Below are 15,031 nucleotides of genomic sequence, written 5' to 3' on the forward strand. Positions count from 1 at the left end.
GGTGGGCAGACGAGTCTTGTTGATGATTTTTGAGCAATACTGTTACAGGTAGTGCTTTAAGGTAAGAGCCGGGGATGGATATTCGAGCGATTGATACGCCGCGTTTGGACTGGGCTGGGGACGCTCTCGCCCTTGGTTTTTTTGAGGATGCGGTAGAGGTGACAGACGATTTAGCGGTGCTGGATGAGAAGTTTGCCGGTACGCTGAACGAACTGATTGCAGAAACAGAATTTAAGGGAAAAGAAGGGAGTAGTGCCGTCACCCGCGTGGGTGCGGGTAGCCCGGTTCGGAAAATTATTCTGGTAGGACTGGGGAAAGCAGAGGCTTTTCAACCGGATACTCTGCGGCGAATTGGTGCGGCGATCGCGCGGTTAGCGAAGAAGGAAAAGAGTAAAATCCTGGGGATTAGCCTGCCGGTGTGGAATCAGGCACCCGATGCAACGGCTGGCGCGATCGCTGAAGGGATACTGCTAGCTCTTCATAAGGATAATCGCTTTAAATCAGAACCGGAGGATAAGGAGCCGCAGCTAGAGCGGGTGGATTTACTCGGATTGGCAGGTCAGGAAGAAGCCATTAATCGCGCTCAATTCCTATCTTCGGGGGTGATTCTGGCGCGGGAACTGGTTGCTGCACCGCCGAATGAATGCACTCCCATAACGATGGCTCAAACCGCACAAGCGATCGCTTCTCATCACAACCTCCAGTTGGAAATTCTGGAACAAGAAGAGTGCGAAAAATTGGGCATGGGGGCGTTCCTCGGTGTTGCCAAAGCTTCCGATATGCCCCCTAAATTCATCCATCTCACTTACAAGCCAGAAGGAACACCCCGCCGGAAAGTGGCTATCATCGGCAAGGGTCTCACCTTCGATTCGGGTGGTCTAAACATTAAGGGCGCGGGTAGCGGCATCGAAACCATGAAAATGGACATGGGAGGTGCTGCGGCTACCCTCGGCGCGGCGAAGGCGATTGGTCAACTCAAACCAGATGTTGAAGTTCACTTTATCTCAGCCGTCACTGAGAATATGATCAGCGGTCACGCCATGCACCCAGGCGACATCCTCAAGGCATCCAATGGCAAAACGATTGAAGTGAACAACACGGATGCGGAAGGTCGATTGACTTTAGCCGATGCGCTGGTATTTGCGGAAAAGCTCGGCGTTGATGCCATTGTCGATTTAGCCACCCTGACGGGTGCTTGCGTCATTGCACTAGGCGATGATATTGCTGGGTTGTTTACCCCCGATGACACTGTTGCTCAAGAGTTGCTGCAAGCATCAGAAAAGGCAGGTGAAAAGCTGTGGCGGATGCCGATGGAAGAGAAATACTTTGAAGGCATCAAGTCGCCGATTGCCGATCTGAAAAATACTGGCCCTCGTCCGGGTGGTTCGATTACGGCTGCCTTATTCCTAAAGCAGTTCGTCCAAGAGACACCTTGGGCGCACCTCGACATTGCCGGTCCCGTCTGGGCGGATAAAGAGAACGGTGTCAACAATTCCGGTGCTACGGGTTACGGTGTCCGCACTCTCGTTAACTGGGTCCTGAGCCACTGATATCTCAGAGACATCCCGATTATCCAAGGCTTGGTAATCGGGAATGGTGAGTTGTCGTAGGGACACAGGCAATGCCTGTGTCCCTACTTTTCCTCAATCACTCATTCGTTCCCGTCTTTTGTTTTTTGCTTTTCACCCTCAACAGCTTGTTGAACAGCAGGGCTATCGAGAATCTCTTTTGCCATATTCATGAATTTCAGACTGTCTGGATGAACGGTGCGCTTGAGCTGCGGCACTGGTTCTGGCTGCGACGGAGATTGTTCCGGTGTAAATTTGCGGTTTTCTGAATTCATCAAATACTTGCGCGACCTACACCCCAGTTTGTTCGGGATTGAGAACTGAGCCAAGCAAGAGAATGCTCAATACTCAGCACATTTTGAGGGGAGAAGCCGCACCCTCCAACTCAAAGACATTAAAGATTTACTTTTCTAAATATTTTAACGGAACGAGCCTAATTAGGTCGTGTCTCCCGCCAGGGTGAAGTAGACGGCTTGCCGTGTCCCACGTCCAGGGATTCGCTAATTTCTGCTGTACCCTTGGAGTCGATCACTGCTGAACCCAGACTCACTGCCAGAGGATGCCTGCGGGCTACCCCCAACACCACGAGAATTTAGGCAATTTATCTGCTCGCTCGCCACTGTGAAGTATACGGGTATACCCAAAGGCTCGATTGCCGAATCCCATTTATGTCTTATTACAGATGATATTACGTGCGCATCTCTTTAAGATATGGACTGACGATAAAAGTCGTTTTTGGCGATCCTTTTAATCTAACTTTATCTAAACTTCACAAGAACCCCTACAAAACCCGGAAATTTAAAGCTTGAGTAAAGATACTTAACCCATGTATAGATGAGTTCGTAAGTATTGGGTAAAATCTTATGAAGCTTTAATAAATTTTTCCGTAAAAATCCCGATCCAATGGTGTAGATTTAACCAAGATAACTGAGGTTGACTGCAACGAGAGAGCGATCGCTTAACCCAGCAACCGCTCCGCTGTCAGTCTACTTAAGTATTATCGCGGGGAAGATTTAGTAGGCCTCCTACAAAGCTTGACGTACCCCACGCCATTCAGGGGACAGTGCAAGAGCAGTAGGTACTACTAATCTGCATCGTTTTGAAGTTGGTGTTCTCACCCAAGCTCTACTAACACAACATCGGCATCTATCTACTCAAAAAACCGGTCAAAACTTATGGTTGACGTTACAGTAGCCATTCCCACCTTTAATAGTGAAAAGCGTTTACCCGAAGTTCTCGATCGACTCAGAGAGCAGATCAACACCGAACACTTTTCGTGGGAAATTATTGTTGTTGATAACAACAGCACCGACAAAACCGCAAAAATTGTTCAAGAATATCAAGCCAACTGGTCAGAAGTTGCTCCGCTACACTACACGTTGGAAGTTGAGCAAGGAGCTGCATTTGCTCGCCAACGGGCTGTTGAAGAAGCCAGAGGCACTTTAATTGGCTTTTTAGATGATGACAATCTGCCTGACTCTAACTGGGTTGCTGCTGCTTATGCCTTCGGTCAAGCGCATCCAGAAGCGGGTGCCTACGGTAGCCAAATCCAAGGAAATTTTGAAATCGAGCCACCTGAAAATTTTAAAAAAATCGCTTGTTTCTTGGCATTAGTGGATCGAGGTGCGGAAGCCAGCCTTTACGAACCACGCAAGAAGATCTTGCCTCCAGGGGCAGGATTAGTGGTTCGCAAGCAAGCTTGGCTTGCGAACGTGCCTAAGCGCCTCGTCCTCAATCACAAGGGGAGAGAAGCTAAGTTAGCCAGCGAAGATTTGGAAGCCACATTGCATATTCAGCGCGCGGGTTGGGAAATCTGGTACAATCCCGAAATGCGTGTTTACCATCAAATTCCCCGCTGGCGATTGGAAAAAGATTACCTAATTTCTCTCATCCGTTGCGTGGGTTTAAGTCGGTATCACATACGGATGCTCGGTCTGAAGAACTGGCAAAGACCTGTAGCTTTTCCAGCTTACCTGCTCAACGATCTCCGCAGACTAATGCTCCATCTGATTAAATATCGAGGAGATCAAAGAGATTTGATTGCGGCTTGCGAGCGGGAACTACTGTTATCTAGCTTGATTAGTCCCTTTTTCCTTTTCAAAAATAAATACTTAGAACTTGGACAAGCTAAAATATTTGGCTTGAGAGAAGACATTAATTCTTTACCGGGACTGGTAGATCGCAAAGTATCTACTGCCCCATAAGAAAGGTTGGTTAAATTTAAAATTGGACTGGAGACAACAATTAGCCGTGGGGGTTGACGCTAGCTCAATCCACGGCTACTCTGAAGGCAACTTCTGAACCCCAATCAGGGCTGGGCTTGTAGATATGTCTAAGGTAGACTTTACTGTAGCAATTCGCACTTACAACGGGGAAAAGCTTCTACCAGCCGTTTTGGAGCGATTGCGATCGCAGGTAGGCACCGAGCAGATTTCTTGGGAAGTGGTTGTCGTCGATAACAATAGCACTGACAACACCGCCAAAATCATTCAAGAATATCAATCTAACTGGCCTCAAGCATATCCGCTCATGTATTACTTTGAGCCACAGCAAGGCGCAGTGTTTGCAAGACTACGCGCCATTAAGGAAGCAAGAGGTACTTTTATTGGTTTTTTGGATGATGATAATTTTCCGAACCCAAATTGGGTAGCAGCAGCCTACTCCTTCGGGAAATCTCATCCAAAAGCAGGTGCTTTTGGAGGTCAGATAAAAGGCGAATTTGAAGTTTATCCGCCAGAAAACTTTGAAAGAATTCAATCTTTTTTGGCACTGAAAGAAAGAGGTTCAAAACCTAATCTATACGACCCGGAGAATTTAAGCCTTCCTCCAGGAGCCGGATTAGTTGTCCAAAAGCAAGTGTGGCTAGACAACGTTCCCGCTCAACTTGTTCTTCAGGGACCAGTTGGGTCATCCTTGGCAGCCAAAGGAGAAGATTTTGAAGCGCTACTCTACATCGGACGCGCTGGTTGGGAAATTTGGTACAACCCCGAAATGTGTATTTATCATCAAATTCCCAAGTGGCGGTTAGAGAAAGATTACTTAATAACCCTGATTCGAGGGGTAGGCTTAAGTATTTGTCAGCTACGCATGATTAATGCTAATAATTGGCAAAAGCCAATTATTATTACCAGAATCCTTTTAGGAAACCTGCGTAGAGCCATTCTTCAACTAATTAAATATAGAGGTAAGTTGAAAACTGACCTGGTTGCTGCTTGCGAAATGGAATTTTTCTTGAGCAGTTTAGTGAGTCCATTTTATTTTTTGAAAAAAAGTATGCAAATAAAATTTCTAACGGGGAAAAATTAGTAGAAATACAAGAATTACAACTAAGTAGTTCGAGGAATTTTGTTAATTGATTTTATTAAGCTCATAACCGTTGACTTTTAATAAGGTTCAATTAATCAAACGAACGTCTATTGAACTAAACTTGACATAGACGTGCTAAGTTTCGCCTGGTTGAACTGGTTTTTCAAAGGGTAGCTGCATCAACCATGTCAATTTTCAAGAAAAAAATCAAGGTTTTGCTCTATGGAAATGTACATGGAGCTTATCGTTGCGAAAATTTGCTCAAGTTTTTGTTGGATTCTGGATACTATGTTTCCTTCGTCTATCCAGATTTTTACCTCCGAGGAAGAGGAAGACAAACCTTTTTTACTCAATTTATTCGCAAAGTTTTCTCTAAATTTTATCTTATAGAGCTTTTTGTAAAAGCTGCTTTGGCAGACGTAATCTACGTATTGCCAATGAGCGCTAATTTTATTCAAAGTGCTTTGTGGGTGTCAAAAATCTTTAAAAATAAAGTGGTCATAGAACCATACATATCGATGTATGACACTTATGTAAGAAATAAAGATGACATTCAAGAAGGAAGTAAAGCAGCCAAAGAAATATTGAAGAAAGATATCCTAGCGTTTACAAAAACAGATTATATCATTCACCTGTCCGCTTATGAACTTGCTTACTGGGCAAAAGTTTTAGACGTTGAACTCGATCAAAATAAAGTTTTTATTGCTCCTTTATTTACCGAATCTAGACTAAGCCTTAAAAGACAATTTATGGGGGATGATATCCTAAATATCTGCTGGTGGGGAACAATTCTTCCTCTACACGGAGTAGATAATATATTACAAGCCATGAAAATTTTAAAGGAAAAAGAGATACCGTTTACTTGCAATTTATTTGGTGCTTATGGATCTGGATATGCAGAACGGTTTCATGCCTACGAAAAGAAAATCAAGCAAGAGGAACTAAGCGATCGCGTTTTTCTTAGAAAAGATTTAAAGTTTTCTGATGGCTCTCTACCTAAATATTTAGTAGAAAATTGCGACCTAGCCTTAGGTGTATTTGGTAATAACGAAAGGGCGCGTAATAGTGCAACCCCCAATAAATTAGTCGAATCCCTTGCAATGGGAATACCAACCTTGAATATGAACTTTCCTGGTTTAAAAGAATTCTTCGACCCAGAAGTAGACTTTTGGACTTGCGAACCGACAGGTGAATCAATCGCTCAAACAATTCTTACGATCGTCAATGGTACAGCCCCTCCTGTGGACTGGGAACAGACTCGCCTGAAAGCGTTGAATACTTTTAGCCTAACTCGATATCAGGAGGTTGTGACTAAAGTCTTAGATAAAGTTGAAGATGACTTGCAAAGAGAATAGGTGTCAAATATATTAAGTAGCCAGTACATAAAATTACTTAATATAGATACGGGTGCGAAGCGGAAGATTGATTTATGAAGTTAAGTATTATTATTCCCTGTTTTAATGCAGCAGATACCCTTGCAATTCAACTTGAAGCATTGGCAAACCAAGACTACTTTGACTCATGGGAATTAATTATCTCCGATAACGGCTCCACTGACGATTCACTAGCAATTGTGGAACAATATAAAGAACGGTTACCCAATCTCCGCATCGTTGATTCATCTAAACAGCAAGGGCGTTCCTTTGCACGTAATACGGCTGCAAAAGCGGCGACTGGCGACGCACTGGTGTTCTGCGATGCTGACGACGAAGTGGCTCCTGGATGGGTTGCTGCTATGGGCGAAGCGCTCTCGAAGTATGAATTTGTAGCAGGTCGCCTTGAATATCAAAAGCTTAACGAACCTTGGGTACAAAAAGTTTATACACTTAAGCAGCGGAATGGGCTTCTGGAATACAAATATCCTCCTTATCTGCCTTTTGCAGGTAGCTGCAATCTTGGTGTTAAACGCTCTCTGCATGAATCTATCGGCGGTTTTGATGAAAACATGATCCGACTGCAAGATGTAGACTATTGTTGGCGGCTCCAACTTGCCGGGATAAAACTTCACTTTGTAAAAGACGCAGTTGTTCATTACCGGCTCCGCAGCACTCTGAACGGTATGTACAAGCAGGCACGCCTGTGGGGAGAGTATGATGTTTTTCTATATAAAAAGTATCAACCCTTGGGTATGCCCCAGCTTTCATGGAAGACCAGTGGAAAAGCTTGGTTGCACTTGTTAAAGCGCCTTCCAAAAGAAGTATTCATTAAGGAAACCCGTAGTAAATGGGTAAAAGATTTGGCTTGGCGCATAGGACGTTTACAAGGTTGCGTCAAGTACCGGATTTTAGCCTTCTAAGAATTGCAATTATTGTCTGAGATACAGGACAGAATCTTAAATGTTTTCAAGAATTAGAGTTGGAACATTTCTAACCTTTTGGATACTTTACCTTTTCTCCAGTTTGTCTCTTTTTTTTACCGGAGTACTTGGAGTCAAGCGTTCCGACTTACTATTTCATTCAGATTATCATCGAGTTATTACTCAACTAACCACGTATAAAATTAATTTTTGGCGCACTCATACTCATCCTTTATTTATTCTTGTCTTTAATCCTCTAGGATTTTTACTCAAAAAAATAATTGGTTCTGGGGAAATTGTTGGCATACTATTTAGTACCTTTTTTGGAGCTGTGTGCGTTGTTTTAACCTTAGTTTTTTTCCAGAAACTGGGGTTTAAGCCTTTTCACGCCATTCTCTACTCAGCTATCTTAGGATTATCTACCTCTCATATATTTTTCAGCTCGGTTCCCGATACGTTTATTTTTGCTGCCTGTAGTCTGATTATTATTTATTTGCTGGCAGTTGCTTACCCAGGCAGCTTAATCTACATGGTTCCAGCAACTATTTTTGCGCTCGGCATGGTAATAAGTAACGTAGTGCAGGGGATTATTGCCTATTTTTTCAGCATCTATCAGGGTAGGTTTAATAAAAAAGTTTTTACAAAACTGATTATTTTCATCGGGTTAGTTTTGTCTGGTGCTATTGCTTTGAACCTCTTGCAGAAGTTGATATATCCAAGTGTCGATCTATTTTTTATTCCAGGAAGTTATTACTCTAAAGAGGGAGATTATGTAAATTTGCCCGATCAATCTAGCAGTATTTTTTCGAGAATCCTAAAATTGCTAGGATATATTTTTATATTCAATTTTATTGCCATTAAGCCGCATATATGGAGAACTATTGAAGATAACCCACCTTCTTGGGTAAAACTTAATTCTGCACCTGCACCTTGGGTGAACTTCGATCCTCCATCTATTACAGCACTTTATATACCAGGCATTATCGCTTTTTTGCTGTGGACAGTTTTACTCCTTTGGAGTCTTTATGCCTTTATTAAGTTTCGCGCCGATAAAATGCCGATAATGAGGAGTTTAATTTTTTGTATTTCATTTAATTTTTTACTACATAATATTTATGGAAAAGACTATGAGCTGTTCTTGTTTACTCCGAATTGGACTTTTTTAGTATTGAGTTGGATGGCTCTTTCTCTAAAATTCTATAGTCATGCAGAAGGGATTAGCTCAAAAGTATCAAATGCCTTGTTATTACTGTTTGTAATCACCCAACTTTTAAACAATGCACAATTCGTTGACACGTTAGTTTCCTTGTATCAACAATCAAATTTAAGCTTGAACAAAGTATAACGAGTTTCGTAGTCAAGATAGGGCATATTTAAGTATTGCGAATTTGCTGTAAGCTAGCTTGAACTGATTAAAGGAGTTAATAGGGCTAAAAAAGCGAACTAACAAAAATCTCAAATTCAAATCTAATCAAGGAGTATAGAAGAAGCATATGTATTTTTCGCTTATTTTAGTCAATTTACTGAACTATTGGCGAAGATTAAATCCTTTAACTCGAAACCTCTTGCTCTTTACGTTTGCTAATGTTGTCGTCGTTAATTTTATATTAATAACCCTGTTTTCTACAGAGTGGAAAGACCTAGGATTATCTAGAACTGAAATCTTCTTGCGGTACGGGCGAACCATCAATGATTCATGGGAACCCATGCTAGAAGCGTTCAACTATATTCAATCCGAGCATCAGCAATTATTATACTCTAAGGTTTTTTTTGAAGAACAAACAAAATTTCAGTATCCCCCTAGCTCTCTGCTAGTCTTCTATTTTCTAAAAACAAATGTAGTTGAGGAATTTCTAGGAAATATTGGATTATCCATATTTAATAATTTAAAATTTATTTCATGGAATTTTATTATTTTAACGATTTTTTTTGTTATTCAAATATTTAATTTAAGTTTAAAAAAATACAAATGGAAAGAAAACGTAGCCATATCCAGATTCGAGCGAATTGCTATCAATTTTTTCCTAGTTTGTTTAAGTTTGAGTTTTTACCCAGTAGTGAAAGCCTATACATTAGGGCAAATTCAGTGTTGGCTTAATGCTTTGTTTGCTGTGCTTTTTTGGTGTTGGATGACAGATAGGAAAAAAATCGCAGGCATTTTAGGAGGAATAATGTGCCTGATTAAGCCCCAGTATGCTCTGATTTTGATATGGGGAATTTTGCGTAAGCAATGGAGCTTTACTCTGGGATTTATCGCCACAAGCTTGCTTGGATTGATAGTTTCAATATCCTTAATCGGCTTTGCAGATCATGTTAACTACTTAAGCGTATTATCATTTATTTCCAAGCACGGCGAAACTTTTTTTACAAACCAATCAATTAATGGTGTTTTAAATAGATTGCTATTTAACGCTCCCATTCTTAACTTTAATCATAATTCTTTCCCGCCCTATAACCCTTGGGTTTACTTGGGAACAGTACTAAGTTCAATCGCTTTAATTTCAGCGGCTCTATTCTTGCCAATGCTAACGAGTGAGAAAGGAAGTATCACGGATTTCTCTATTATTGCATTAACCTCTACAATTGCTTCTCCAATTGCTTGGGAACATCATTATGGGATTCTTTTGCCAATTTATGCTTTTTTACTTCCTTATTTATTAACCAAAAAAGTATTAGGAAAGTTTACGATTTATTTCCTGGCTATAAGTTATTTCTTAACCAGTAATTATTTTGCGATCGCTAAGGATTTAGCGTACAAAAAAATAGCTTTTCTCCCCTTAAACATTTTTCTGTCTTATCTACTGGCTGGCGGTTTGATGGTTTTAGTATGTCTATACATTTTAAGGGGTACGAAATATGAGATAAATGAGAGTAACGATAACCCTCAAAATAACGTAGTTATGGAGTAGTAATAATTAGTAGTGAACTGCTGCAAATAACCTTTAAAATTATCAGAGCCTACTTAACATAACTAGTTATCAACGATTGTGCAACTTACCTGCGTATTTTTCTCGGATGCTCTTACCAAATTAGGAAGTTAGGTGAGAAATTGCCTTCTTTGCCAAATCTTTATATAAAAGAATGCATATTTATGGAGTCTTGATAGTTTATTAACGATTTTTCGACTAAAATCATTACGGAATAAGCGATTAAATTTTTTCTTATTTAATCTCGGCTTAAACTGGTACATCTAGATAAAAAAGCTACTCTCTGTGAGAATTACGAGGTTATTGCATGAAAGCAGCGCTGCTTACTGGAGGACTTGGTACTTAGGAGAGTAAAGTGGGTATTAAGTCCTAAAGGCGGAAATCATTGACTACATACAGATGCATCCACAGCTTGGGAATAAAAGTCATTTAAACCGTGGTGTTGTTGACTGTAGTATTTACTACAAGCTGGGTTACTGCAAAACTTCGTTTTGCAGTGAATCTTCCTAAAAAATTATTTCTATCAGAAAAAAGGTTTAAAAGCAAATGAAAATTCCCGGATTTCCTAGTGATAAACAAAATTCAACTAAGCTAGCTGATAATTCTATAAAATTTCCTTATATTAAAGCTTTAAGACCACGCCAGTGGACAAAAAATCTGATTGTTTTTGCAGCGCCCTTGTTTGCTTTCAGTATTAATCTGGAATCTTTGCTAGGCTCTTTACTGGCGTTTGCTTTGTTCTGTTTGACTTCGAGTAGCTTCTATCTACTCAATGACATTGCAGATGTAGAAGCTGACCGTCTACATCCAGTCAAGAGTAAGCGACCCATTGCCGCAGGCTTAGTCAGCGTACCAGTGGCGATGGTAATGGCAGTCTGTTTGCTGGGTACTGGTTTAATTGTCGGCTGGTTGCGATCGCCCTACTTGGGAGCAACCATCACCGCATACGCACTGCTGCAAATTGCCTACAACCTGCGGCTGAAGCGGACTGTGATTTTGGATATTATTGCGATCGCAATGGGTTTTGTCTTGCGAGCCTATGCAGGTGCTGCTGCAACAAACATTGTTTTATCCCCCTGGTTTCTCCTGTGTACTGCTATGCTGGCTTTGTTTCTGGGTGTGGAAAAGCGCAAAGCAGAACTGCGGCTATTGTCAATTAGAGGTGGCAAGACCCGGTCTGTACTGAAGCGCTACTCGTTGCCTCTACTCAGCCGCATGGAAAATACGGTGACAACCGGCGCAGTCATGACCTACGCGATCTGGAGTTCCGGACCTCAAGTTCGTGGAGCATCAACACCTTGGATGTTACTTACATTACCCTTTGTTTTATACGGGGTTTTTCGCTATCAGCTACTGAGCGATCCGCAAGAAATCGCTCGGAGAAGTGATATCGATGACGAAGGAGGACAAACTGAGCGTCCGGAGGAAATTTTATTAAAAGACGTGCCGATTCTCCTGACGGTACTCTCTTGGATCGTTACCAGCTTTGTCATTCTATTCCTGAAACGTCAAGGGCTAATCGAGTAATTTTTGAGTTGTTAGTCTCTGAACTTGTTGTGGCTGAACTTGTTGTGGCTGTGAGTGAAATGACCAAATGTTAAACCGAGTGTCTCTGTTCTTTTCCCGCTCTGTTAAACAAAAATCTAAAAAACCGGCTGTCAACCAGGGGCCTTACAGTTTTCCGAGAGAGGCGTACAGCTTGGCAGCCATAGAGCTTGACTGGCTAAAGCTTTGCGGAATTCAAGGGATTATTATCGATTTAGACAACACCATTGTTTCTGAAGACGATCGCTACGTGTCTCCTGGTGCCGAAGCTTGGATCGAACAGGCAAAATTACAAGGATTTCAATTTTTCATTCTCTCGAATGGCAAGCGCCGGTATCGGGTAAAAGCTTGGTCCCATCGTTTAGAGATTCCAGCAATCAACCCAGCCAAGAAACCCTTTCCTTTTGCCTTCCGTAAAGCCATCAAATATATGCGGCTTAAACCAAAACAAGTTGTCGTTATTGGTGATAGCCGTCATACAGATGTGTTAGGGGCATGGCTAAGCGGCTGTGCGAGCATCCAAGTTGCCACGCTTCCTCATCCCTTTCGATGGTGGGAAAAACTCCTGGGAAAACGAGTCCAAACACCGTGGCCTAACGACCGCGAGCTTTGGGATTTTGATTCTTTTTATTAAGCGATGGCTTAAGCAAGCTGAATATCCAAGAAAGTGTCGTTGTTTATGTTAGCTAATCTTCTATTTCCTTTTTTAATCTTGCTGACCGTTGGCTTAAATACTCTCGCACAAACATTGTTAAAATTGGGAGCCGGTCAAAATCCCTTAAATCTTTACTTGCTGGGTGGGATTTTAGTTTATGGTCTCAGTACAGTTTTCTATATTTTAGTTTTGGGGAAGTTTAATTTATCAGTTGCTTATCCAGTGGTGATTGGCTTAACGGTGGTAGCAACGACGATTGCCGGAGCAGTTATTCTCAGGGAGAAAGTTTCTCCGGTTGATTGGGTGGGAGTGGGATTGATGATCAGTGGAATTTGCGCGATCGCTTTTGGCAGATTGTCTTCAATAACATAGTTAGTATTCTATCGGCAACCTTCTAGGCTACTGCTCTAGCCTACAAGCTCGAATCGCAAAATTAGTCGATTTTGCGATTTTTTTGCTGTTTTTATGAGTTAAAAATTTAAAACTACTAGAGGATCAACTTTTTAAAGTTTTAATAAAGACCCTCTATTTGTTTACTGTATCTTTACAGATATCTCAGTATTTTCCGCTTAGAATATTTAATTAGAGAAAATTGATTTTTTCGACTAAGAATACATTTCTATTATACATGAATCTATCTAAAGGTATAGATTCATTTTCATGAAATAAAGAGGCGATCGCATGAAAGCAGTGATACTAGCTGGAGGGCTTGGAACTCGACTCACGGAAGAAACCACAATCAAACCAAAGCCGATGGTGGAAATTGGTGGACGACCTGTACTGTGGCATATTATGAAAATTTACGCAGCTTATGGAATCAACGATTTCATTATCTGCTGTGGTTATAAAGGCTACGTAATTAAGGAGTATTTTGCCAACTACTTCTTACATATGTCCGATGTCACGTTTGATATGCGGTTTAACCAAATGAATGTGCATTGTGGCTATGCCGAACCCTGGCGAGTCACGTTGGTAGATACCGGAGATCAAACGATGACCGGAGGACGCTTAAAGCGAGTTAGAGAGCATATTGGGAATCAAACCTTTTGCTTTACTTATGGAGATGGCGTAGCGAATGTCAATATTCAAGAGCTAATAGACTTTCATCGAGAGCAAAAGTGTTTAGCAACCTTGACTGCAACTCAGCCACCGGGACGTTTTGGAGCGATTTCTTTAGAACCCGATCAACATAAAATTACCACTTTTCGGGAGAAGCCTGAAGGGGATGGTGCTTGGATTAATGGGGGTTACTTTGTTCTAGAGCCGGAAGTCATTGATTATATTGAAGATGACTCGACAATTTGGGAGCAAGAACCCCTGAAAAAATTATCTCAAGATGGACATCTGGCTGCTTACAGACATCCTGGTTTTTGGCAACCAATGGATACTTTACGAGATAAGAACTACCTAGAAGAACTTTGGAAGAGTGGGAATGCTCCTTGGAAAGTTTGGTAACAAATTTTTAGGATAAACACTCATCCATTTCAGTTGCAGGGGCAAAAATTCTTATGTATGATTTTGCAATTATTGGCGGCGGGATTGTTGGACTTTCTACAGCAATGGCTTTGGGCAAACGCTATCCCTCTGCCCGTATAGTGGTGCTGGAAAAAGAGAGCCAGTGGGCGTATCATCAAACCGGCAATAATAGTGGCGTGATTCACGCTGGCATTTATTACAAACCAGGAAGTTTCAAAGCTAAATTTTGCCGAGAAGGAAGCCGCTCAATGGTAGAATTCTGCCGAGAGCATGGCATTGCACACGAAGTCTGCGGCAAAGTAATTGTGGCAACGGAGGAAAAAGAGCTGCCACGGTTAGAAAGCCTCTATCAACGCGGCTTGGAAAATGGGTTAAAAATTAGCAAGATTAGTGCAGAGGAAGTCAAAGAAATTGAACCTCATGTCGCCTGTATCGCGGGTATTCGGGTGTACGCAACCGGGATTGCCGATTACAAGCAGGTGGCTCGGAAATATGCTGAGCTAGTTGAAGCCCAAGGTGGAGAACTTCGCCTCAATACCAAAGTTGAGAAAATTGTTGGAACGGGCGAGAATCAGGTACTTGAGACAAATAACGGCACGTTTGAAACGCACTTTGTCATCAATTGTGCCGGACTGCATAGCGATCGCGTTGCCAAATTAGGAAACGTCGATCCACAAGCGAAAATCGTCCCTTTCCGGGGAGAATACTACGAACTCACGCCACAAAAACGCTATCTCGTCAAAACCCTGATTTATCCGGTTCCTAACCCAGATTTTCCCTTCCTAGGCGTTCATTTCACCCGGATGATTGATGGAAGCGTCCACGCAGGACCCAATGCTGTTCTCAGCCTCAAGCGTGAAGGCTACAAAAAGACAGACTTTAATCTGCGGGATTTTGCGGAAGTGATGACTTATCCCGGTTTCTGGAAATTGGCAGCAAAACACGCCGACGAAGGCATTCAGGAAATTATTCGTTCCTTCAGTAAAGCCGCCTTTGTGCGTAGCTTGCAAAGGCTGATTCCGGAAGTGCAGTCGGATGACCTAATTCCCACCCACGCTGGGGTTCGCGCTCAAGCTTTGATGAACGATGGCAAGTTAGTAGACGACTTTTTAATTGTTAAAGGCGATCGCTCCGTCCACGTTTGCAATGCGCCTTCCCCCGCGGCTACCTCTTCCCTGGAAATTGGCAAAGCAATCGTAGAGCAAATTCCGGAACCCCAACCCCTACAAACAACTGTTAGCGTTTAGGAATTGAACGA

At 42.0% G+C, this 15,031-nt stretch carries 13 protein-coding genes; 12 read left to right on the top strand and 1 reads right to left on the bottom strand.

Going from position 1 to position 15,031, the window contains the following annotated elements:
* The first annotated feature begins 74 nt into the window (after positions 1 to 74).
* On the top strand, positions 75 to 1,550 hold the full coding sequence (locus tag NDI44_RS14580; protein WP_190412190.1) for a leucyl aminopeptidase: 1,476 nt from the start codon (positions 75 to 77) through the stop codon (positions 1,548 to 1,550).
* 101 nt (positions 1,551 to 1,651) lie between these two features.
* Here the strand turns inward: NDI44_RS14580 and NDI44_RS14585 are convergent, their stop codons facing one another.
* Positions 1,652 to 1,843, bottom strand: a complete 192-nt coding sequence (locus NDI44_RS14585; protein ID WP_190412191.1) for a hypothetical protein — start codon at positions 1,841 to 1,843, stop codon at positions 1,652 to 1,654.
* 900 nt (positions 1,844 to 2,743) lie between these two features.
* On the opposite strand from NDI44_RS14585, the gene hpsE (NDI44_RS14590) reads away from it, so the two are divergent.
* The 11 genes from hpsE (NDI44_RS14590) (at position 2,744) to lhgO (ending at position 15,020) form a co-directional block, all read left to right on the top strand.
* A complete protein-coding gene (gene hpsE / locus NDI44_RS14590; RefSeq protein WP_190412193.1) occupies positions 2,744 to 3,772 on the top strand; it encodes a hormogonium polysaccharide biosynthesis glycosyltransferase HpsE in 1,029 nt (342 codons plus the stop codon).
* 124 nt (positions 3,773 to 3,896) lie between these two features.
* A complete protein-coding gene (gene hpsE / locus NDI44_RS14595) occupies positions 3,897 to 4,874 on the top strand; it encodes a hormogonium polysaccharide biosynthesis glycosyltransferase HpsE (protein ID WP_190412194.1) in 978 nt (325 codons plus the stop codon).
* A gap of 185 nt (positions 4,875 to 5,059) precedes the next feature.
* Positions 5,060 to 6,229, top strand: coding sequence for a glycosyltransferase (locus NDI44_RS14600; RefSeq protein WP_190412195.1), 1,170 nt, complete (start codon positions 5,060 to 5,062; stop codon positions 6,227 to 6,229).
* Between the two features lie 74 nt (positions 6,230 to 6,303).
* Entirely contained in the window at positions 6,304 to 7,170 is an 867-nt protein-coding gene (locus NDI44_RS14605; RefSeq protein ID WP_190412196.1) for a glycosyltransferase family A protein, read from the top strand.
* Between the two features lie 40 nt (positions 7,171 to 7,210).
* Positions 7,211 to 8,515 carry a hypothetical protein gene (locus NDI44_RS14610; protein WP_190412197.1) on the top strand — a complete coding sequence of 435 codons (1,305 nt, stop codon included), beginning with the start codon at positions 7,211 to 7,213 and terminating at the stop codon, positions 8,513 to 8,515.
* Between the two features lie 148 nt (positions 8,516 to 8,663).
* On the top strand, positions 8,664 to 10,079 hold the full coding sequence (locus tag NDI44_RS14615) for a glycosyltransferase family 87 protein (RefSeq protein WP_348235293.1): 1,416 nt from the start codon (positions 8,664 to 8,666) through the stop codon (positions 10,077 to 10,079).
* A 564-nt stretch (positions 10,080 to 10,643) separates the two neighbouring features.
* Complete coding sequence (locus tag NDI44_RS14620) at positions 10,644 to 11,624, top strand: decaprenyl-phosphate phosphoribosyltransferase (RefSeq protein ID WP_190412199.1); 981 nt, start codon at positions 10,644 to 10,646, stop codon at positions 11,622 to 11,624.
* Between the two features lie 67 nt (positions 11,625 to 11,691).
* A complete protein-coding gene (locus tag NDI44_RS14625; protein WP_190412200.1) occupies positions 11,692 to 12,276 on the top strand; it encodes a YqeG family HAD IIIA-type phosphatase in 585 nt (194 codons plus the stop codon).
* Positions 12,277 to 12,321: 45 nt separating this feature from the next.
* Positions 12,322 to 12,669: an SMR family transporter gene (locus tag NDI44_RS14630; protein ID WP_190412201.1), complete on the top strand. Its 348-nt coding sequence runs from the start codon at positions 12,322 to 12,324 to the stop codon at positions 12,667 to 12,669.
* A 309-nt stretch (positions 12,670 to 12,978) separates the two neighbouring features.
* The gene (rfbF, locus tag NDI44_RS14635; protein WP_190412202.1) at positions 12,979 to 13,752 is read left to right on the top strand and encodes a glucose-1-phosphate cytidylyltransferase; all 774 of its coding nucleotides are present in this window, start codon (positions 12,979 to 12,981) and stop codon (positions 13,750 to 13,752) included.
* Positions 13,753 to 13,805: 53 nt separating this feature from the next.
* Positions 13,806 to 15,020, top strand: coding sequence for an L-2-hydroxyglutarate oxidase (gene lhgO, locus NDI44_RS14640; RefSeq protein ID WP_190412203.1), 1,215 nt, complete (start codon positions 13,806 to 13,808; stop codon positions 15,018 to 15,020).
* The last annotated feature ends 11 nt before the right edge of the window (positions 15,021 to 15,031 follow it).

The sequence above is a fragment of the Trichocoleus sp. DQ-A3 genome (genome assembly GCF_039961975.1).
Classification (GTDB): Bacteria; Cyanobacteriota; Cyanobacteriia; order Cyanobacteriales; family FACHB-T130; genus FACHB-T130.

Excerpts from the sequence above, each read along its gene's own strand:
- NDI44_RS14585 (WP_190412191.1), bottom strand. The coding sequence starts at position 1,843 with ATGAATTCAGAAAACCGCAAATTTACACCGGAACAATCTCCGTCGCAG.
- NDI44_RS14615 (WP_348235293.1), top strand. The coding sequence starts at position 8,664 with ATGTATTTTTCGCTTATTTTAGTCAATTTACTGAACTATTGGCGAAGA.
- NDI44_RS14625 (WP_190412200.1), top strand. The coding sequence starts at position 11,692 with ATGTTAAACCGAGTGTCTCTGTTCTTTTCCCGCTCTGTTAAACAAAAA.
- NDI44_RS14600 (WP_190412195.1), top strand. The coding sequence starts at position 5,060 with ATGTCAATTTTCAAGAAAAAAATCAAGGTTTTGCTCTATGGAAATGTA.
- hpsE (WP_190412194.1), top strand. The coding sequence starts at position 3,897 with ATGTCTAAGGTAGACTTTACTGTAGCAATTCGCACTTACAACGGGGAA.
- NDI44_RS14620 (WP_190412199.1), top strand. The coding sequence starts at position 10,644 with ATGAAAATTCCCGGATTTCCTAGTGATAAACAAAATTCAACTAAGCTA.
- lhgO (WP_190412203.1), top strand. The coding sequence starts at position 13,806 with ATGTATGATTTTGCAATTATTGGCGGCGGGATTGTTGGACTTTCTACA.
- NDI44_RS14630 (WP_190412201.1), top strand. The coding sequence starts at position 12,322 with ATGTTAGCTAATCTTCTATTTCCTTTTTTAATCTTGCTGACCGTTGGC.
- NDI44_RS14610 (WP_190412197.1), top strand. The coding sequence starts at position 7,211 with ATGTTTTCAAGAATTAGAGTTGGAACATTTCTAACCTTTTGGATACTT.
- hpsE (WP_190412193.1), top strand. The coding sequence starts at position 2,744 with ATGGTTGACGTTACAGTAGCCATTCCCACCTTTAATAGTGAAAAGCGT.
- rfbF (WP_190412202.1), top strand. The coding sequence starts at position 12,979 with ATGAAAGCAGTGATACTAGCTGGAGGGCTTGGAACTCGACTCACGGAA.
- NDI44_RS14580 (WP_190412190.1), top strand. The coding sequence starts at position 75 with ATGGATATTCGAGCGATTGATACGCCGCGTTTGGACTGGGCTGGGGAC.
- NDI44_RS14605 (WP_190412196.1), top strand. The coding sequence starts at position 6,304 with ATGAAGTTAAGTATTATTATTCCCTGTTTTAATGCAGCAGATACCCTT.